Raw genomic sequence first — 18,566 nt, forward strand, 5'->3', positions numbered from 1 at the left:
CAGGAACGTCGCGATCATTGATCATACCTCGGAGTTCCGCGATCTCTTCCACCGAAAGTTCCACACTGCCATTCTAGGCAAATACCGGCAATAAATGAAGTGGAATCACGCTCCACTAGGCGCCGGTCTCTCGCAGCCGGCCATAAGGGCTTCCACCGAGCCCGGTGGGCCAAGCGCCGTGCGGAGATGCGCCAGTCGGTGATCCCACACGGTTCCTGTCCGCATCACTCTTCACATTTTCCGCCGTGTGAATTCCCCTCGGGTGCGCCGGGTGTCCTTATTTCTCGGCCGTATACCTTTCGGTGGTGGTCGGAATTGCTCGTTGCGCGGGCATGAGTGGTGCAGGATACCGGTCTGCGGTGGCGCGGYGGCGTAGGAGTATTCGGACGAGGGGCGGTGCGGCGAGGACCATGATGAAGAGCCGGAGGGTTTGGACGGCGAAGACGAGGGTGATGTCGGCGTGGGTGGCGCTGGCGGTGGYGAGGACGGCGTTGATGCCGCCGGGGGTGGTGGCGAGGTAGGCGTCCAACACGCTGAGGTGGGCGGTGGCGGCCATGGCCCAGGCCAGCAGTCCGCAGGCCGCGGTGATGACGGTGACGGCGGCAAGGACGGTGGGCAGCAGCCGGCCGAGTTGACGCAGGACGGCCGGGGTGAAGCGGAGGCCGACTTCCAGTCCGATGATGGTGAAAGCGATCTCGCGGGCGACTTCGGGGGGCTGGCTGCCGATACCGGCGATGTTCGCGGTGGCGGCGAGCAGGACCGGACCCAGCAGTGCGCCGGAGGGCAGCCGCAGGCGGGTTCCGGCCCAGCCGCCGAGGATGGCGGCGGCGAACAGGAACGTGTACCCGCCGACCGAGCCTTCGACCTCGATCTCCTTGGCGCCGAACGCGGCGAAGTGGCCGGTGTGGGGGGCGAGGACGAATCGGACGAGCAGCGGAGTGCTGAGCACAACCAGGGTGAGTCGCAGGTATTGCATGAAGGCGACGAGGCGTGCGTCGGCGCCCAGGTCGTCGGCGGTGGCGACCACGGCGGCGGACCCGCCGGCGACCATGCCGAGGCTGGCGGTCGCTTGGTCCATGCCGGTGCGGCGGGCCAACAACAGCCCGACGCCGACGCTGAGCGCGAGGGTGGCCGCGGTGACGACGAGCAGCGGTCCCATGGCGCTGCCGGTGCGGGCCAGGGAGTGGCTGTCGAAATACATGCCGATCACCACGCCGGTGACCGCCTGGGCCAGCCAGTGCACCCTTGCGGGCACGGCGGTCCGCAGCGCCCCAGTCAGCGCGGCGACGATCCCCCAGCAGACCGCGGCGAGCAGATGGGGGGCGGGAAGACCGTAGCGTTCAGCCCACTTGCCGGTCAGCCACGTCAGCCCGGCGAGCGCCACCCAGGTGACCAGCCGTCGTAGCCGGCCGGCGGATGTCGCTGGTGTCGGCCGGCCCGCGGATTGCAGGGCAGTGGACATCCAGTGCTCCAGTTCGTCGGGGGGGTGAGGGGACCGTGGAGTCGCTTGGGCCGGTGAGCGCCATCGGGGACTCGTCGCGGCGACGAACCGACAGCGGGACGTTCGTGCCCGCCGGTCAGGCTCGGGACAGCGGGCCCGCATGCGGGAACCGTGCCCACGGCGGGAGCTCTACGGCGGAGTCCGGCGGACCGGTCATGGACCTGCGCGGTGCGGCGCACCGCGGTCCGAGGGCGCTGCACCGCGGCAGGACCCGTCCGCTCCGTGACGTGGGCCGCGGCAGGCCGCGTGAGGTCCGCCGCCGACGGGATTGGGTGCTCGCCGCAGTCCTGCCGAGACGCTGGCTGGGGAGAGGCAGGTGTCTCCGCGGCCCTTTGCTAGCCGATGGTGAAGCGCAGGGTGCACGCCGCCCCGGCGAGGAGGCAGTAGATCGCGAAGGGGGTGAGGGTGCGGGTTTGGAAGTAGCGGACCAGGAATCGGGTGGTCAGGTAGGCGGCGATGGCGGCGAGTAGGGCGCCGAAGGCGACTTGGCCGCGGATGCCGTCGGCGGTGTGGCTGGCGAGGGTGGGGAGTTTGAGGAGGCCGGCGGCGAGGATGACGGGGGTGGCGAGCAGGAAGGAGAAGCGGGCGGCGTCCTCATGGTCGAGGCCGCGGAGCAGCCCGGCGACCATGGTGATGCCGGAGCGGGAGATGCCGGCGAGCAGCGCGAGGGTCTGGAACAGTCCGATTACGGCGGCTTCGCGGTAGGCGAGCCCGTCGAGGGTCCGCTGCTCGGCGATGATGAGCCCGCGGGCGCGGGGCCGGGCGTGGCGGGTCGCCGCCCGGCCGGTCGGCGACGCGGCTGATGCCTGGGTGGGGACTGGAACCCGGCCCGGCACCGTGATCGCGGCGGGGGCTGTCTCTGCTCCTGCCCCGACCGAGACGGTGTCCGGGGCCGGTGCAGGAGCGGTCTGGGTGCGCTGTTCGCTGCGGCGCCGTAGTCGTTCCCCGGCGAGCAGGATCAGCCCGTTCGCGGTCAGGAATAGCGCGACGGCCAGCGGTTTGGCGAACAAAGTGCGGAAGGTGTGTTCCAGGGCTAGGCCGGTCAGCCCGACGGGGATGGTCGCGACGATGATGAGCCAGGCGAGCCGTTGCGATGAGGTTTCGATGCGGCGGGTGCGCAGCGTGGTGGCGAACGCGCGGATGAGCCGGGCCCAGTCGGAGCGGAAGAACACCAGCAGGGCGGCTGCGGTGGCGACGTGCAGCGCGACGATGAACGCCAGGTAGGGCGACTGTTCGCTGTTGTGGGAGGCGTTCTCGGTGACCAGGTGCTGCCAGGACCCGCCGATCAGCGCGGGGACGAGCACCGAGTGTCCCAGGCTCGACACCGGGAACAGCTCGGTCGCCCCTTGTAGCACGCCGATCACACCTGCTTGCAGGTAGGTCAGCTCACTCACCATGGTTGGTCTCCAGATGCTCCCGGGCCGCGGCCGTCTCTCACCGTCGTCTACTACAAGCTACTACAAGCTACTACAAGTGCTTGCTGGGTCGGTGGGCGGGGTCGCCAGGTCGGGAGGTCTGGGCGACACGGCCGTGACGGGGCCGGTCCGCGTCCGGTAGCGCGGCGGTGGTGCCTGTGGGCGGGCCGATGGTCGTCTCCCGAGCCGTGGCGGCGCCGCGGCGGGCGTCAGATGGTGCCGAGGAGCGCGCTGCGCACGGGCGGCGCGGTGTCGGTCCGACGGGCGGCGGGCCTGCGGCTACCTGGCGTCGTCGGCGTCCGGTGGTTGTGTCTGTTCAGGGTGCGGCGACGGTGCTTGGTTTGCGGTGATGGCCCGTTGGCGGGTCGCGGCGTCGAGGGTGAGGGCGACGATGAGGATCACCGTGACCGCGACCGCGGCGCCGGCGAGGACGTCGGTCGCGTAGTGGTAGCGCAGTGTGATCAGGCCGAGGGGAAGGACGCTGGCGAGGACGGCGGCGCAGGCCGCGAGCAGCAGCCGCGCCGGGCGGGGCAGTCCGGCGAAGGCGCCGGCGGGCAGCAGGAACAGGGCGGTGGTGGCGGCGACGGCGACGGCTCCGGTGATGTGGCCGCTGGGGAAGGCGAACCCGTGGCCGCTGCGTCGGTCGATGAGCGGTTTGAGGGCGTACTCGGTCAGCGTGCCGGCCAGGGGTGGGCCGGCCAGCGCGAGCAATGCGGCGCGGCGACGCCGCAGGGCCAGGCAGCCCGCCGCGAGCAGCCCGGACAGCACGGCGACGCCGGCCGGGCTGCCGAGCTGGGTCAGGCCGTCGAACACCGGCCGCAGCGGGTGCAGGCGGTAGGCGAGGTTGTCGTCGACGCGCTGGTCGACGCGCAGCGGGCCGCGGCTGTCGGCGACCCGGCTGGCGAGCCCGGCGACTCCGGTCAGGCTGGGCAGGATGACCAGCCAGCAGAACGGACGCAGCACCGGCGGGACCAGGGCGGCGGGATCGTCGAGGCCGCCGATGCGTCCGCGCTGGGTGCGGTCGTGCAGGGCGAACGCGGCGAGTAGCAGCAGGTCGACGGCGACCGCCACCGCCAGGGCCAGGACGGTGGCGCCGACGTCGGGGAAGTCGGGGGTGTTCAGCTCGTCGGGGTTGAGCCGCAGCCGGGGCGCGAGGTAGCCGGTGGCCATGAACAGCCCGCCGCCCGTGAGGATCAGCAGGTTGATGCGCCGCGGGTGATCGTGCGCGTAGCGTCGGGCGGCGCCGGGCTGTGACCGGTCGCGTGCTTTCTCGGGTCGAGGTGGGGCTGCCCGCATGGCTACTACACGCTACTACAAGGGGGTAGGGTGGCGGGTGTGGCAGCAGGGTCGGGTGGCCGGTCGCGTCGGCCGGGGCAGTTGGAAGCCGAGGTGCTGGCGGCGTTGTGGGCGGCGGACCGGGCGCTGTCGCCGGGAGAGGTGCAGGCCGCCCTCGGCGGCGGCCTCGCCTACACCACCGTGATGACGATCCTCAACCGGCTGCACGCCAAGGGGGAGCTGACCCGAATGGCGGACGGGCGGACGTTCGTCTACCAGCCGGCCGTGAGCACCGTCGAGTTCACCGCCCGGCGGATGCGGGGGATGTTGGAGCAGGTCGACGACCCGGCCGGGGTGCTGGCCCGGTTCGTCGACACGCTGGGCCCGGGGGAGGAGCAGGTGCTGCGGGACCTGCTCGACCGGCGCCGGCTGGAGGGCTGAGCGGTGCGGCTGGCTGTCTATCTGGCCGGTGCGGCGGCGCTGGTGGTGCTGGTCCTCGCGCGGCCGGCGGCGCGGCGGCTGCCGCCGGCCCGGGCGGCGTTGCTGTTGGCGGTGGCGGCCGTGGGCGCTGCGGCGGTGTGGGTGGTGGTGGTCGGTCTGCTGGCAGTCCTGCTGGCTGGGCAGGTGCCGCTGGTGGCGGCGCTCGGGCGCTGGTCGGCCCGCCTCGTCGGCGCCGGCGATCCGGTACCGGCCGCGGCGTCGGTAGCCGCCTGGGTCGCCGTCGCGGTCGGTGTGGCCGGCGCCGGCGTGCTGGCCTACCGGCTGGCCGCGGAGGCGCGTCGCTGGCTGCCCGCCTATCGGCACGATCCCTGCGCCGGGCTGCTCGTCGTCGTCGACGACCCGGCCCCGGCGGCGGTGGCGGTCCCGGGCTGGCCTGGGCGGATCGTGGTCTCCTCGGGGATGCTGCGGGCGCTGCCCGCCGACGAACGCCGCGTGTTGCTCGCCCACGAACGCTGCCACCTGGACCACGCCCACTGGCTGTTCCGGTTCGCGGTCCGGCTCGCCGCCGCGGCCTGTCCGCCGGCCCGGCCGTTCGTCGCCGCGTGCGACCAGGCGCTGGAACGATGGGCCGATGAGACCGCCGCCGCGGTGACCGGTGACCGGCGGCTGACCGCCCAGGCGGTCGCCCGCGCCGCGCTGGCCCGCCACGAGGGCACCCTCACCGCGGCGGGGTTCACCGACGGGCAGGTGGCCGACCGGGTCGCCGCGCTGCTGGCACCACCGCCGCGGCGACGTTGGACGCCTGCCGTCGTTCCGCTGCTCGTGCTGGCCGTGGCCGCGGGCTGCGCCCTGGAAGCCGGCCACGACGTGAAAGACCTGTTCGAGATCGCCCGGCACGCCACCCGTTCCTGACCTCGGGGCATTGTAGTAGCTTGTAGTAGATGGGGGCCTGATACGTCGGCGGGACGCGTGCCGGTCATGGCTGTGCGCAAGTCGGCCGGATGATGGTCGTCTTGTCGCGGGGGTACCCGGTCCGGGGGTCCGGTTCGTGAAGGGAGGTCGGTGAGTCGCCTCGTCGATGCCCTGCTGTCCGTGCCGTCCTGGCTCGCGCTGGTCCTGGTCGTCGCGTTGCCTGCGGCGGAGGCATCGCTGTTCATCGGGGTGATCTTTCCCGGTGAGGTCGCGGTGCTGGCCGGTGGCGTGCTCGCCCACGACCATCGGCTGCCGCTGTGGGCGGTCATCGCCGCCGGCTCGGYCGGCGCGATCCTCGGCGACAGCGTCGGCTACGAGGTCGGCCGCCGCCACGGCGACCGGCTGCTCGCGAAACTCCCCACCCGGCTCGTCCGGCCCGAACACGTCGACCGGGGCCGAGACCTGCTGCGCCGCCGCGGTGGGTGGGCCATCGTCCTGGGCCGGTTCACCGCCGCGCTGCGCGCCCTGGTCCCGGGTCTGGCCGGCACCAGCCGCATCCCCTACCGCACGTTCCTGCTGTTCAACGTCGTCGGGGCGGTCGCCTGGGTGACCGAAACCGCGCTGGTCGGCTATCTCGTCGGCGCCGGCTACCGGTCGGCGGAACACCGGCTCAGCCTGATCTCCGCCGGCCTCCTCGCCGTGATCGTCGCCATGCTCGCCTACCGGGCCGCCCGCCGCTCCGAACGGCTTACCGGCTGGACGCGACGCCGCCTTCGCCAGGTGCCCCGTCTCGACCGACGGCGGACCGCCACGCTGCTGACCCTTGCCGGCAGCGGATGGCTGTTCGCCGGCATCACCCAGGACGTGCAGGCACACGAAGGCATCGCCGCCGCCGATACCCGCCTCCTACACGACGTCACCTCCCACCGCGGCCCATGGCTGACACCGCTGGCCACCGCCGTCACCGACCTTGCCCTCGGCCCCGTCGTCTACGCACTCCTGGCCGTACTGGGCCTGGCGGTGTGGCGACGCACCCGGCGATGGGAACTGCCCGTCGGCACGGTCGCCCTGCTCCCCGCCGGCCAACTGACCCGCCTGGCGATCAACCGGTGGATCGCCCGCCCCCGACCAGCCCCCGCACTCTGGCTCACCCACCCGCACGGCCACGCCTACCCGTCCGGGCACACCACCACCGCGACCCTCGGATACGGCCTCGCCGCMCTGCTCCTCCTGCGCCTCCTACCCACCGACAAGACCACCACCGCGATCGTCACCACGGCCGCCACGGTCCTCACGGCAGCAGTCGGCCTGTCCCGGATCTACCTCGGGGTCCACTGGCCCAGCGACGTCGTAGCCGGCTGGGCCCTCGGCCTGACCTTCCTCGCGCTGGCCGCCACCCTCAGCCACCTACCCCGGCGGCGACCGGCCAGCACACCACCGCTCCCATCCCCCGGGGAGGCGTCCGCCGAACAACGCCACGCCGGCGCCATCGAGGCGGCGTGACACCCCCCGCCGTCGCGCCACCGAAAGGTTCGCCGCGACCGGCACGGACTGGCCAAAGCCGCCATCGTCGTCCTCGTCGCCGCCGGCCGCGGACACCGACGCGCCGCCCTCACCGGTGAGCAGGATCGGCCCCAGGCCGAGCGCCCGCGGTTCGGCGACCGCGGCCGGGCTGGTGGGCGTGACGGTGTCCGCGACAGCGGCCACAGCGCGAGCGTGACCGTCCCAGCCGGCGATGATCGCGGTGCGCCCCCGTCGTTCGGTGGCAGCCAGCACAGCCGGCAGGTCGGGAGTCAACGTCACGGACGAGTCGGCGAGCAGAGCCGGGCGTCCGACGACGACCGTGTGATCGTCGAGCGTGCGCTGCGCGCCGGGGCCCTCTCGGACGCGGGCAGGCGCCGAGCTCGTCGCGGGTGACAGCCGGGGCGATGCGATGTTCAGAGGGGTCGGGTCCTCAAGGCGCCGGCCTGCCGCCCCACCTCGGCCCGGGTCGCGTCGCTGCTGGCGGTCACCTCGACGAGATCCATCCGTCCGGCCATGAGGGTGCCCGTTTGTCCAGCACGGCGGAATGTCGATTCTGCCGAGGAGAAAACGAAGACCGCACCGTGGCTGGCATGCTGGGCCGATGGCGCTGCGCACGCACTGGGACGACGTCTACGGCCGGGTGGCGGTGACCGACGTCAGCTGGTTCCAACGCGAGCCGGCCTGCTCGCTGGAACTGGTCACAGCCGCGGGACCGGGGCCGGGCGATCCCGTCGTCGATGTCGGCGCTGGCTCGTCGGTCCTCGTCGACCGATTGCTGGAAGGCGGCCACCGGGACGTGACCGTGCTCGACCTCGCCGCGGACGCGCTGRCCGTCACCCGCTCCCGCCTCGCGTCGCGGGCGGACGACGTGCGCTGGGTCACCGGTGATCTGCTGGCCTGGCAGCCGGGGCGGCGCTACCGGCTCTGGCACGACCGGGCCGTGTTCCATTTCCTCACCAACCCGGACGACCGCGACCGTTACCGCACGGTCCTGCGCCAGGCCCTCGCGCCCGGCGGACACGTCGTCATCGGGACGTTCGCCGCCGACGGCCCCACCGCCTGCTCAGGACTGCCCACCGCCCGCTACGATCCCGGCGAGCTTGCCGCGCAGTTCCCGGACCTGCGCGTCCTACGTACCACCCGGGAAGAACATCACACCCCCGCCGGCCGGGTGCAGCCGTTCACCTGGCTCCTGCTGGCCGACGACTGACTGCCGACCACTGACCGCGCCCAATCGACCGTGCCTGTGTCGGCGATTGCTTCGCAGCGGACGTCGCCGCCCGACCTCGGGGAGCCGGTGCGGGCACCGCCCCGCGGTCAGCGGTCCGTACGGTGGTCAGGGCCGCCGGCGGTTGCTGGCCTGGTTCCCGGGCTGCGTCCCGGCCCGGTCCAGTCGCAGCTCACCGGCGACAAGGTGCTGCGCGAGATCGTGGCCGAAGGCGTGCGCACGCAGCTGCGCCACGGCCTCGACGGAGGTGACACCGCGCTGCACCATAATCAGCCCGACCGCGCGGTGGACGTCGATCCGGGACCGCCACAGCGCGTCCTGCGGGACGGCGCCGGGCTGGTCTGGCAACGTCTGGACGGCGACGAACCCGGCGGCCTTTGAGGCGTTCAGCGCCCGCGCGAGTGCCTCGGCGGCCAGCGGGCCAGGTGCGAACCGGAACAGTTCGAGCACGCCGAGTCGAGACAGGCCGACCAGCATCGGCAGGGCGAACATCCCCCGGACACCGGTCGGGGCCGCCGCGACGCGCAGCAGCGGCCACCGGCTGCCGACCGGCCCGGCGAGATCGGACAGCAGCGCGGGCCGTCCTGACCGTGCCGCGTCCCGGCCCGGTCCCTCATCGAGGGTGACCTGGAGATCGCCTAATCGCCCCGCCGGCAGGTCACTGGCCGCGACGATCCCGGCCCGTCCCGCGTCCCCCGGAGTCGTCACCGTCACGCCATCCACCGGCAGACGCGCCTTCGCCGCCGCACACAACCGCCCCAGCACCTCAGCGCCACGATCCCGGTCCGCCACAACATCGCCGAGAAGATCCCGGAACCACACCGAATCGTGCACAGGCTCCTGCCTTCCTGACGACGGGGAGCGTCTACCGACGATATGCTCACACACCGCATCTGCCAGATCCGGGACATTCCCCCGGCTCCGGTAGCGAGTTTTGGATCTAGGGGGCTGATCTTGTGATCCTTCTGGCCCTCTCGGTGACCATCGGGTGAGCGGGACGCGTTCGCAGTAGTAGGTCGAAGCTGGCGCGGCCGAATACCTGCCCTTTGATCGTTTTTACAGGTGGCATCGCCTGCGACGACGCCGGAGCTGTGGGACTGGGTGAGTCCGGCGAGGACGGCGTCGTGGTCGCGTCGTAGGCCGCGGGTGAAGCGGTGCAGGTCGGGTAGGTCGGCGTCGGCCTCGATGGTGGTGATCCAGGTGTCGAGCCGCTCGCCGTGGCGTTCGAGGAGCATGTCGGCAGGGTGCAAGACGCCGCGCAGGCGAGCGCGGCCTGGACCCCCGGCGCGGCGTGGCCGGGGCCGGCCAGCGGGACCTTGGACGGCACCCGCCGGCCGGCCTGGCGCGGACAATCAGGACGATCTCGTAGTGCCGGTCGGGGTGCTGTTCATCTCGGGTCGGTTCCGTGCGCGGTGCTGTCGCCCTGTCGGCGGGCGGCGCGGCTGCGGACGTCGTGGTCTCGGGGACTACGGGCGTCTGGTTTCGGTGTCAGCCGGCGTTCAGTGGGCGGCCGGTTTCGAGCAGGGTTTTGAGACCGGATAGGACACGCATCCAGCCGGTGTCGGCGACACGGGCGGCGGTCTTGGGAGCGTGCTCCAGATTGTCGTGCACGACGGTGAGCAGGCTGATCCGCTCCTCGTCGGAGGTGATCTGCCAGGCGACCCGGCTGGGGGGCTCGCCGGCAAGGTCGGGGTTGTAGAGGGCGCGGTAGCTGACGACGAGACGGTGGGGCGGGTCGGCGTCCAGGACGGTCTCGTCGCCCCAGAGGGCTTCGCGGTCGGGTGACTGGTAGCGGAACGGTGTGCCGATCTGGCCGGTGGTCTCGACGAGTGCCCCGAACAGGTAGCCGGCGCTGAGTTCGGGTGTGGTGATCGCATCCCACACCTGCTGGGGGGTGGCGCGGATGAAGACGTGGTAGGTCTGGGTCGCCGACGGGCTGGTCGTGGTCATGTCGTGTCCTGGTCGTTGAGGAGTGGGCGGGGACTGGGGTCGCGCCTACTCGGCCGGCTCGGGAGCGAGGATGTGCCCGCCGCGGGTGTCTGCGTACGGTTCGGGCGGCGTTGCGGGTCCGGCCGCGGTGCGGAGGTTGGGGGCGCGCACGGCGATGAGGGCTGCGGCGAGGACGGCGAGGCTGGCGGCGACCAGCGCTCGCCCGAAGCCTGACGTGAGCGCCTGCTGCGGCGTGGCGTGTTCGGCGAGGAGATGGTGGGTGCGGGCGGTGGCGACCGCGGAGAAGACCGCCAGTCCGAGCGCGGAGCCGAGTTGGAGGGAGGTGTTGAGTAGGCCGGCGGCGAGTCCGGCCTGCTCGGCAGGGACGCCGGCGTTCGCGGCGGTGGTGACGGTGACGAACACGGCACCGAGGCCCAGCGACATGATCAGCAAGCCTGGGAGCAGGTCGGCGGCATACGAACCGTCGACGGGGACCCGGGACACGTAGTAGATCCCGTCGGCGGCGACGAGCGAACCGGCGACGATGACTGGTCGGGTACCGATCCGAGGGACGAGCTGGGTTGCCACTCCCGCGGCGACCATGATGCCGGCGGTGACGGGCAGGTAGGCCGCGCCGCCCCGGATCGGCGAGTAGCCGAGGACGTTCTGCATGTAGAGGGTGAGGAAGAAGAACATCGACAGGAAGCCGGCGAAGGCGATCAGCTGGGTGGCGTCCGCGGCTGYCAGTCCCTTGACCCGCAGGATCGAGAACGGGAACAGCGGGTCGCCGGCGCGGCGCTCGTTGACGACGAAAGCCGCCAGCAGGACCCCGGCCGTGGCCAGCTCACCGATCGTGTGCGCGGTGGCCCAGCCGGCGTCGGGTGCCTTCACCAGGGCGTAGATGCCCAGCAGCATCCCGGCGGTGACCAGGACCGCCCCGGCGGCGTCGAAACCGGACCAGAGGCCACGGGCCCGCTCGGCCGCGACGAGCCGGTAGGCGGCGGCGACGATGAGCACGCAGACAGGGATGTTGACGAACAGCACCCAGCGCCAGCCGGGCCCCTCCGACAGCACACCGCCGAGGAACACGCCCACCGCGGCACCCAGCCCGCTCATCGCACCCCACACCCCGAGCGCCCGGGTACGGTCGGCGCCTTGGGTGAAGGTGGTCGTCAGGATCGACAGGCCGGCCGGGGCCATCAGCGCCGCACCGACGCCCTGGGCGACCCGGGCGCCGACCAGCATCCCGGCGTTCGCCGCGAGGCCGCCGGTCAGCGAGCAGACCGCGAACAGGGTCGTTCCGGCGACGAGCATCCGGCGACGTCCGAGCAGGTCCGCCGCCCGGCCGCCGAGCAGCAGGAACCCGCCGTAGGTCACCACGTAGCCAGACAGCACCCATTGCAGGTTCTGCTGGGAGAAGCCCAGATCGCGGCGGATCGACGGCAACGCGACGTTCATGATCGAGGAGTCGACGATGTCAAGGAACTGGACCGCGCACAGCAGCAGCAACGTCAGCCGGCCCCGGCGGGTGGCCAGCACGGAGGTGGAGACGGAAGGGGCGCTCATGGCCACCTCTCGAATTGGTCGAAAACGACCAGTCCGACGCTAGACCACTCTGGACGGTTCCGTCCAGAGTCGATTGGACGTTTCCGTCCACTCAGGTGGCGAACGTCCTGACGTAGGCGAGCGCGGCGTCCACGGCCACGTGCAGCGACGCGGCGTGACGGCGAGTCTGACTCAGCAGCATCCCGCCCTCCAGGCTCGCGAGCAGAGCGGTCGCGAGCGCTGTGGGCGAGGCGTCGGCCCGTAGTTCTCCGGCGGCGCGCATCCGCGCGAACGCCTCGGCGAACAGCCGCTCCCAGGCGGCGAAGGCATCGGCGACACGCGCCCGCGCCGGCTCGTTGTGCTCGGCGACATCGCTGGCCAGCGACCCGATCGGACAGCCCGAGGGGCTCTGCTCGTACTGCGCGACGAACCCCGCGAGCGTCCGCCTGAGATCATCCAGCGTCTCCACCGCGGCGAACGCCTGCGTGAGGCCACCCAGGACCTGCTCACAGCGGTGGGCCACCGCAGCCTCCATGAGCTGGTCCCGCCCACCGAAGTAGTGGGCAAGCTGGCTCTTGCTCGCGCCGGCCGCCGCCAGCACCTGCTCCAGGCTCACGCCGCGCACGCCGTGCTCGGCGATGACGGCGGCGACCCGGGCCACGATCCGCTCCCGGGTCGCGCGCCCGCGCGCGGTCATCGGCTCGTCCTGCATCAGTTCACCGTAATCATCATTGGACGGAATCGTCCAATGGCATCCGCTCGGACCTGCGATCGGGGTGACGGCGGGCCCGCGCTTGCTCCCTTGCGTCTGGGTCAGGCGGGTCGGGGTTGTCTTGTGCGGGGACGTGATGGTGGGGTGGGCTGCCCGGCGACGTGGTCGAGTGCCGCCGTGAGGAGGCTGGTCCAGTCGTCGAGTCTGCTGGCCGGGATGGCGGCCCATTCGCGGAACGTCCGCCCGGCTGGAGCGAACGGCTCGGCGGTGCCGTCGGCGACCATGCTTTGGACCGTGCTGGCTGGAAGTTTGACGAGCAGGCGTCCCGTTCGGGTGTCGAAGGAGGCGAAGAATGCTCCGTCGACGCGCAGACAGGGCAGGCCCATCATGGTGGACCGGGTCACCGATGGCCGTGTCAGCAGTGGCTCGGTGAGACGCAGGAAGTCGTCCCGTCCAGGCACCTCGCTGGTCGGCGAAGCGGGGCTCACGGCGCTGTAGCGGTGGTGTCGTCGTGCCAGGGGTCGGGGCCTGGGTCGTGTCCGGCGGCGGCGAGGTTAAGCCGGGCGAGGAAGTGGGACCAGCCGGTCGCGTGGGCGGGGCGCTGGCTGTCGGGCAGGTTGCGGTGTTCGAGGCGTAGCCGGGTACCCGTGGCGGTGGGGGTGAGGGTGAACTCGACCTCGGTGGTGTCGGGGGGAAGCTCGGGGCTGCCGGCTACTCCCCAGGTCACGACGATGCGGTGCGGCGGTTCGACGACGTGGTAGTGGCCGCGGACGGGGATGCCGTTGATGTCGAGGTGGAAGGTGCCGCCGGGGGTGGGGTCGAGGGTGGCGTGCTGACCCATCCATCGGATCATGTGGGTGGGGTCGGTGAGGTGGCGGAAGACGTCCTCGATGTCCGCGTCGATGTCGATCTCGGTGGTGTAGGGGTCAGCCATCGTGGCGCCGCTTGGGCTCGGACGGTTCGGGCGCCGGTTGCTGGCGGGGGTTTTCGAGGGCGGCCTTGAGCTGGCCGAGGTGGCGGGTCCAGAAGTCGTTGAGGAAGTCCTGGACGGCGGCGAAGCCGTCGGGGCGGACGAGAAAAAGATGACGCGTGCCCTCGCGGCGCTCGTCGACCAGCCCGGCCTCGCGCAGCACCTTCAGGTGGCGGGAGACGGCCTGGGAGGTGATGTCGAGGTGGCCGGCGATCTCCCCGACGGATCGAGGCGTGCCCGACACGAGCCGCATGATGTCGCGGCGGTGGGGTTCGGCGAGCGCCTTGAGAGCCGCGTCCGGGTTCACGGCTGGCGGCCGAGGAATCCCACGAGCCGGTCGGTCACCGGCGCGGACGCGTCGACCGGGATAGCCGGTCCGATCGCGGTGCCGCGGAAGTCGGCGGTGATCACCTGGTGGGCGAAGTCGAGGAGATGGTCGGCGAGGTCGTCGTCGAGGGTGGTCGGCTGGCCGGTGGCGGTGGCGAGGTCCCAGCCGTGGACGAGGATGTCCAGGGTGGTCAGGCCCGCCAGGACCGGGCCGGGCATGTCCCCCAGCGGAGTGGTGTGGACTCGGGTGAGCGTGTCGGTGACAGCGGCCGCGGCCAGCAGCGCCGCGGACCCGGTCGCGTATGCCGCCGCGGGGTCGGCGCCGACCAGGTCGCTGGCTGGCAGACCACCGGGCGGCATCGGGTGGCGGGGCGCGCTGTCGGACAGCAGGGCCTCGCCCAGCCACAGTGTTCCGATCAGATGGTTGAGCAGCGCGCRCACGTCCCAGTCGGTGCACGGCGTGGCGGCGGCGAGYTGGTCGGGACGCACGGTCTTGATGATGCCAGCCGTCGAGGCGACGGAACGGTCAAGAGCGTCGAAGATCTCCATGCCGGGACTCCTGTCAGGGTGCTGTCTGCAACGATTCTGTTGTGCAACATGATGGTAGTGCAACAGCTAGGTTGYACACTGGGGCGGGGGAACTGCCACGCACCACCGAGAACACGACGGGAGAGTCGATCATGGCGTTTGATGAGGGTCTGGCCGTCCGGCTGCGGGCCCTACTTGGCGATCTCACTCCAGGCGCCACCGAGAAAAAGATGTTCGGCGGTCTGTCGTTCCTGGTCGCGGGCGACACAGGAACCGGTCCGCCTCCTCGTAGACCGCACCGTCCGGCCACAAGATCGTCCATGACCGCCGACCGCCGCCGAGGAAGATCTCCTGGACTCGCATCTGCCCGACAACCCGCCTGCGGTCCACGCACCCTCACATCTCTACGTCCCGAACGTAGAGATCACGAAAGGTTAGAGGAGCCGAAGGATCAACAGCCCACGCCGGACCGGACGTCACGTACACCAAGAGGACGGTCGGAAAGCTCGACCAGTGCGACACCGCGGCCGGCCTGTGCGCGCAGTGATCGGGCGACCGAGCGTTTCCCCGATCCCGAGTTGCCTCTGATCACGACCAGCGGCAGAGCCGACCATCGAACTGTCCTGCACGCTGCCATGCTGCCAGCGCCGGGTGACGGTGCCGGCCGCTGATCGGCAGCCCCCCGCGCCGCACCGGGTATCGACGTACCGGCGGTGGTTGACCGCCCCGGGCTGTGCCGGTTCCCGTACGCCGCGACAGCCGCCCACCTCGGCGAGACCAGGCGCGACGGCCAGGCCACCTACCCAGGCCATGCCGCAAACGACGTGACCGCACGGCTACCGTTAGACGGACTGATTGCTTCTGCGGGCTTTCGCTGGGAGAGCCTGTCGCCGGCGAGGGGAAATTCTCGGATGTCCAGGCCCAAGGCCAGCCTGCGCGCCGAACAGGACGACCTGCGCAGTCGGATGCGGGACCGCGGGATGACGCATCAGGAGATCGCCGCGGAGTTCGCCCGCCGCTACCGGTTTCGCCCCCGGGCGGCGCATCGACATGCGTTCGGCTGGACGTTGACACAGGCCGCGGACCGGATCAACGCCTACGCCGCCGAACACGGACTCGACCCCACGGGACGAGCACCGATGACCGAGCCGAAGCTGAGCGAGCTGGAGAACTTCCCCCGGTCACGGCTGCGCCGGCTCATGCCCCAGACCCTGGCCCTGCTCGCGGGTGTCTACGGAACCGATGTTCACACCCTGCTCGACCTCGACGACCACGACCATCTCAGCCCCTCAGATCGGCTTCTCCTTACCAGCATGGGCGCCTCCGCGCCGGCCACGTCCCCGTCTGCGCCGCCAAGTCGGGCCCTTGCCGGAACGCCGCCCCCGGCCCGATCCGCAGCCGGCCGTTCGCGGGACCGACCGGCTCGCGGCCCGGCCTTCGATCCCGTGACCTGGCCTGTCCTGGCAGTGGGTCAGCACGAGCCGGTCGAGGAGCGTCTCCGCCATGTCCGCGACCAGCCCCGATCCGTGGATCTCGTGACGATCGCGCTGTTGCGCCAGCGGGTCGAGGACCTCGATGCCCAGTACGACCGCACGCCGCCGACAGAGCTGCTGCCCGAGGCAGGCCAGCTGCTCACTCTCGTGAGCTATCTGCGTTCCCAGACACCGACTGTGCGGCTGCGCCGAGAACTGCTGACCGCGGAAGCCGAGGCGGCGATCCTGATGGGCCAGCTCGTCTGGGATGCCTCCCAGCGACGCGACCACCGCCAGGCCCACACCTATCTGGACCGGGCCGCCGCCGCAGGCCGGGAGCTGCGCAATCCGATCGCGGAAGGACTCGCGCTGCTGCGCTCCACGATCGTCGCTCTGCACGGCGAGCGGGCCCCACAGGCAGCGCTCGATCACGCGCGCCGCTGCATCGCGGTGACCGACGGGTCCAGCGACGTCCTCGCCGGGCTGGCCACCCTGCACGCCGCCGAGGCGTACGCGATGCAACGCAACACCACCGAGTGCGAACAGCTGCTCGGCCACGCCGAACACCTTCTGGGCAGGACCGACGCCGCGGACGAAGCGAGCTACCTGTACTCACCCAGCCACATCCCACGCATGGCCGGCTCCTGCTACCTCTTCCTCGGTCGGCCGAAGACGGCCGAGGAACTCCTGGGACACGCCCATTCCCACCCTCACAGCCCGGCCAAGGCCGACGCGATCGTCCTGGGGAACCTCGCGCTCGCCCAGATCCGCCAAACCAAACCCGACGAGGCCGCGCACACCTTCAACCAGGCCCTCGACGTGGTCACCCGCACCCGGGGCGGCGGCGGCATCACGATGGCGTTCACGATCAGCCGGGAACTGGGGCCCTGGCGCCACGTGCCGGCCGTCCGCGACGCCTGCGACCGTCTCCTCGACGTCATGTCACTCCCAGTCTCCACAGCCCCATGAACCGCGACGTCCACGACGCCAAACAGCAGATCCGCGACCGGATCTGGGCCCTTCTGGAACGCGAACACGCCGCACCACCGGGCGTCCACGGGTATATCCCCGCGTTCACCGGCGCCGACCTTGCCGCCGCGCGGCTGGCCGCCCTACCCGCATGGACCTCGGCGCACGTCGTGAAGGCCGTGCCCGACCGGGCCCAGCAACCCGTCCGCGCCCACGCGCTGCGCGACGGCAAGACCGTCTACATGGCCGTGCCCAGACTGGCCGAACCGCTGCCGTTCTACCGCCTCGACCCCGCCGCCCTGCCCCTGCCTCCCGAGCAGGCCGCCGACCGGCACGTCGCCGCCACCATCGCCGACCCGGTCGGCGTGGACGACATGGACCCCGTCGACCTCGTCGTCTGCGGCAGCGTCGCGGTCAACCCGGCCGGCGTTCGTCTTGGGAAAGGCGCCGGCTACTCCGACCTCGAATTCGCGCTTCTCCAGGAAGCCGGGCTCATCCAGCCCACCACCACCATCGTCACCACGGTCCACGACCTTCAGGTCGTCGACGGCGACCTCCCGGAAACCCGCCACGATTTCAGCGTCGACCTCATCGTCACCCCCACCCGCACCATCACCTGCGGACCACCCCGCCGCCCCAAGGGCCTCTACTGGCAGGACCTCGACGACGCCACCATCAGCACGATCCCCGTCCTCGCCGCCCGACGAGCGGCCTGGCTGCGGCTCCCGGGGACTCCTACAGCGCCCGAGGACAATCAACCTCGTCGCCGCGCCGCCGACGAACGCTGACCCGCACGACGCAATAATGCTGTTCAGTGCTTCTCTTCTCGTTTTTCCTTTTCGGTCGGACGCGCCGGCCACCGCTTCGAGAATGGAAGGCCATTCCGAAGCGGACCTACAGGAGCCTGCCGGCCTCACCCACCGCGCACTCTCCTCGGTGATGATCAGGCCCAAAGCATGCACCAACGGGTGCCTATCTCGATCTTCGTAGGTCGGCGGTCTCGGGCGGGTAGGGCCGCCTCGCCGCGTCGCGGAGTCTCAGGAGACGGGGCATGGCCGGTGGGCGCGCCGTACCGCGCGGGACGCGTCCCTCGCGCGGGAGCGTTTCGCGCCCATCGGTGTGAAGAGGATGCCGCTCACCGACAGTCTCGGTGCAGGTCAGGCAGGGTGCGCGATGCCGAATCACATCTTCGCTCCTCGGGGAATGACTCGCGCCCGGCTCCTTGAAACGCTAACCCGCGTTCCGCCAGCCATCGAGCCGTGCCAGCGCTGGCACCCCACCGAGCCCACGACGACCGGCCCACCACCGACGCCACAGTCGGCTGCTGCCAAGCGGCCATCGACAGCGAGGCGTGACACAACGCGACGCACGCAACAGCGCCTGTTCTTTGCCTACAAATCCATCACCGTCACGACAGTTATCAACCACCCGTCCAATCCGGCGGCCACGGCCGGGGCGGACCTGGAAGGGGAGTCCGGGTGTCCGACAGCACCTCCAACTACGAGGGTTACTGCCTCAAATGCAAGGAGAAACGGCACTACACCGGCGAGGTTCGGATCAGCGAGTCCGGCCGGCGGATGGCCCGAGGCTCATGCCCGGTCTGCGGCTCGACGATCAACCGCATCCTCGGCAAAGCGTGACCCGCACCAGGGGTATCCACCGTCGCCCGCCCCGCCGCTGACGAGGTCCGGCGGGACAGGCGGCCCTCGACGCAGCGCACCGCCGTCTGCGGATCGTCGAAACCTTGCATGGCCACAAGAAAAGCCCAAAGACCGGACCTAGTGGAGCGTGATTCCACTTCATTTATTGCCGGTATTT

At 71.3% G+C, this 18,566-nt stretch carries 19 protein-coding genes; 7 read left to right on the top strand and 12 right to left on the bottom strand.

The annotated features are described in order from the left end of the window. Positions 1-277: 277 nt before the first annotated feature. The 3 genes from KBI5_RS19555 to KBI5_RS19565 form a co-directional block, all read right to left on the bottom strand. A complete protein-coding gene (locus KBI5_RS19555) occupies positions 278-1,462 on the bottom strand; it encodes an AbrB family transcriptional regulator (protein ID WP_157902555.1) in 1,185 nt (394 codons plus the stop codon). Positions 1,463-1,836: 374 nt separating this feature from the next. After that, the gene (locus tag KBI5_RS19560; protein ID WP_198537822.1) at positions 1,837-2,895 is read right to left on the bottom strand and encodes an undecaprenyl-diphosphate phosphatase; all 1,059 of its coding nucleotides are present in this window, start codon (positions 2,893-2,895) and stop codon (positions 1,837-1,839) included. A 300-nt stretch (positions 2,896-3,195) separates the two neighbouring features. Further along, on the bottom strand, positions 3,196-4,212 hold the full coding sequence (locus tag KBI5_RS19565; RefSeq protein WP_085016056.1) for a phosphatase PAP2 family protein: 1,017 nt from the start codon (positions 4,210-4,212) through the stop codon (positions 3,196-3,198). 39 nt (positions 4,213-4,251) lie between these two features. Here KBI5_RS19565 and KBI5_RS19570 point away from each other — a divergent pair, with 39 nt between their 5' ends. The 3 genes from KBI5_RS19570 to KBI5_RS19580 all read left to right on the top strand — a co-directional run bounded on the left by KBI5_RS19570 (position 4,252) and on the right by KBI5_RS19580 (position 7,047). Next, the gene (locus KBI5_RS19570) at positions 4,252-4,632 is read left to right on the top strand and encodes a BlaI/MecI/CopY family transcriptional regulator (protein WP_085016070.1); all 381 of its coding nucleotides are present in this window, start codon (positions 4,252-4,254) and stop codon (positions 4,630-4,632) included. A gap of 3 nt (positions 4,633-4,635) precedes the next feature. Next, positions 4,636-5,544 carry a M48 family metalloprotease gene (locus KBI5_RS19575; protein WP_085016057.1) on the top strand — a complete coding sequence of 303 codons (909 nt, stop codon included), beginning with the start codon at positions 4,636-4,638 and terminating at the stop codon, positions 5,542-5,544. 150 nt (positions 5,545-5,694) lie between these two features. Beyond that, complete coding sequence (locus tag KBI5_RS19580; RefSeq protein WP_085016058.1) at positions 5,695-7,047, top strand: bifunctional DedA family/phosphatase PAP2 family protein; 1,353 nt, start codon at positions 5,695-5,697, stop codon at positions 7,045-7,047. Here the strand turns inward: KBI5_RS19580 and KBI5_RS25935 are convergent. Then, complete coding sequence (locus tag KBI5_RS25935; protein WP_133057087.1) at positions 6,952-7,347, bottom strand: hypothetical protein; 396 nt, start codon at positions 7,345-7,347, stop codon at positions 6,952-6,954. The genes KBI5_RS19580 and KBI5_RS25935 overlap by 96 nt on opposite strands. 322 nt (positions 7,348-7,669) lie before the next feature. Here KBI5_RS25935 and KBI5_RS19585 point away from each other — a divergent pair, with 322 nt between their 5' ends. Further along, positions 7,670-8,278: a class I SAM-dependent methyltransferase gene (locus KBI5_RS19585; RefSeq protein WP_085016059.1), complete on the top strand. Its 609-nt coding sequence runs from the start codon at positions 7,670-7,672 to the stop codon at positions 8,276-8,278. A gap of 126 nt (positions 8,279-8,404) precedes the next feature. Here the strand turns inward: KBI5_RS19585 and KBI5_RS19590 are convergent, their stop codons facing one another. The 8 genes from KBI5_RS19590 to KBI5_RS19620 all read right to left on the bottom strand — a co-directional run bounded on the left by KBI5_RS19590 (position 8,405) and on the right by KBI5_RS19620 (position 14,328). Beyond that, positions 8,405-9,130 (bottom strand): GAF and ANTAR domain-containing protein, encoded by a 726-nt coding sequence (locus KBI5_RS19590; protein WP_085016060.1) that lies wholly within the window; start codon positions 9,128-9,130, stop codon positions 8,405-8,407. 654 nt (positions 9,131-9,784) lie between these two features. Continuing rightward, complete coding sequence (locus KBI5_RS19595; protein WP_085016061.1) at positions 9,785-10,246, bottom strand: SRPBCC domain-containing protein; 462 nt, start codon at positions 10,244-10,246, stop codon at positions 9,785-9,787. Between the two features lie 45 nt (positions 10,247-10,291). After that, positions 10,292-11,791, bottom strand: coding sequence for an MFS transporter (locus KBI5_RS19600; RefSeq protein ID WP_085016062.1), 1,500 nt, complete (start codon positions 11,789-11,791; stop codon positions 10,292-10,294). A gap of 91 nt (positions 11,792-11,882) precedes the next feature. Continuing rightward, positions 11,883-12,482, bottom strand: coding sequence for a TetR/AcrR family transcriptional regulator (locus KBI5_RS19605; protein ID WP_198537817.1), 600 nt, complete (start codon positions 12,480-12,482; stop codon positions 11,883-11,885). Positions 12,483-12,583: 101 nt separating this feature from the next. Further along, on the bottom strand, positions 12,584-12,970 hold the full coding sequence (locus tag KBI5_RS27110) for a hypothetical protein (protein ID WP_198537819.1): 387 nt from the start codon (positions 12,968-12,970) through the stop codon (positions 12,584-12,586). Continuing rightward, complete coding sequence (locus KBI5_RS19610; protein WP_085016064.1) at positions 12,967-13,416, bottom strand: SRPBCC domain-containing protein; 450 nt, start codon at positions 13,414-13,416, stop codon at positions 12,967-12,969. The genes KBI5_RS27110 and KBI5_RS19610 overlap by 4 nt, the downstream gene beginning before the upstream one ends. Continuing rightward, positions 13,409-13,759 carry a metalloregulator ArsR/SmtB family transcription factor gene (locus KBI5_RS19615; protein ID WP_085016065.1) on the bottom strand — a complete coding sequence of 117 codons (351 nt, stop codon included), beginning with the start codon at positions 13,757-13,759 and terminating at the stop codon, positions 13,409-13,411. The genes KBI5_RS19610 and KBI5_RS19615 overlap by 8 nt, the downstream gene beginning before the upstream one ends. Continuing rightward, positions 13,756-14,328: a TIGR03086 family metal-binding protein gene (locus KBI5_RS19620; protein ID WP_085016066.1), complete on the bottom strand. Its 573-nt coding sequence runs from the start codon at positions 14,326-14,328 to the stop codon at positions 13,756-13,758. The genes KBI5_RS19615 and KBI5_RS19620 overlap by 4 nt, the downstream gene beginning before the upstream one ends. A gap of 890 nt (positions 14,329-15,218) precedes the next feature. Here KBI5_RS19620 and KBI5_RS19630 point away from each other — a divergent pair. The 3 genes from KBI5_RS19630 to KBI5_RS27115 all read left to right on the top strand — a co-directional run bounded on the left by KBI5_RS19630 (position 15,219) and on the right by KBI5_RS27115 (position 18,388). After that, a complete protein-coding gene (locus KBI5_RS19630) occupies positions 15,219-16,748 on the top strand; it encodes a hypothetical protein (protein WP_085016068.1) in 1,530 nt (509 codons plus the stop codon). Next, positions 16,745-17,536 (top strand): 5-formyltetrahydrofolate cyclo-ligase, encoded by a 792-nt coding sequence (locus KBI5_RS19635; RefSeq protein WP_085016069.1) that lies wholly within the window; start codon positions 16,745-16,747, stop codon positions 17,534-17,536. The genes KBI5_RS19630 and KBI5_RS19635 overlap by 4 nt, the downstream gene beginning before the upstream one ends. 690 nt (positions 17,537-18,226) lie before the next feature. Continuing rightward, complete coding sequence (locus KBI5_RS27115; protein ID WP_198537821.1) at positions 18,227-18,388, top strand: DUF5679 domain-containing protein; 162 nt, start codon at positions 18,227-18,229, stop codon at positions 18,386-18,388. The last annotated feature ends 178 nt before the right edge of the window (positions 18,389-18,566 follow it).

It is taken from the genome of Frankia sp. KB5 (assembly GCF_002099325.1).
Lineage (GTDB): Bacteria > Actinomycetota > Actinomycetes > Frankiales > Frankiaceae > Frankia > Frankia casuarinae.

Coding starts and splice junctions, on each gene's coding strand:
- KBI5_RS19565 (WP_085016056.1), bottom strand. CDS start 4,212: ATGCGGGCAGCCCCACCTCGACCCGAGAAAGCACGCGACCGGTCACAG.
- KBI5_RS19605 (WP_198537817.1), bottom strand. CDS start 12,482: ATGCAGGACGAGCCGATGACCGCGCGCGGGCGCGCGACCCGGGAGCGG.
- KBI5_RS19635 (WP_085016069.1), top strand. CDS start 16,745: ATGAACCGCGACGTCCACGACGCCAAACAGCAGATCCGCGACCGGATC.
- KBI5_RS19595 (WP_085016061.1), bottom strand. CDS start 10,246: ATGACCACGACCAGCCCGTCGGCGACCCAGACCTACCACGTCTTCATC.
- KBI5_RS19610 (WP_085016064.1), bottom strand. CDS start 13,416: ATGGCTGACCCCTACACCACCGAGATCGACATCGACGCGGACATCGAG.
- KBI5_RS19630 (WP_085016068.1), top strand. CDS start 15,219: ATGTCCAGGCCCAAGGCCAGCCTGCGCGCCGAACAGGACGACCTGCGC.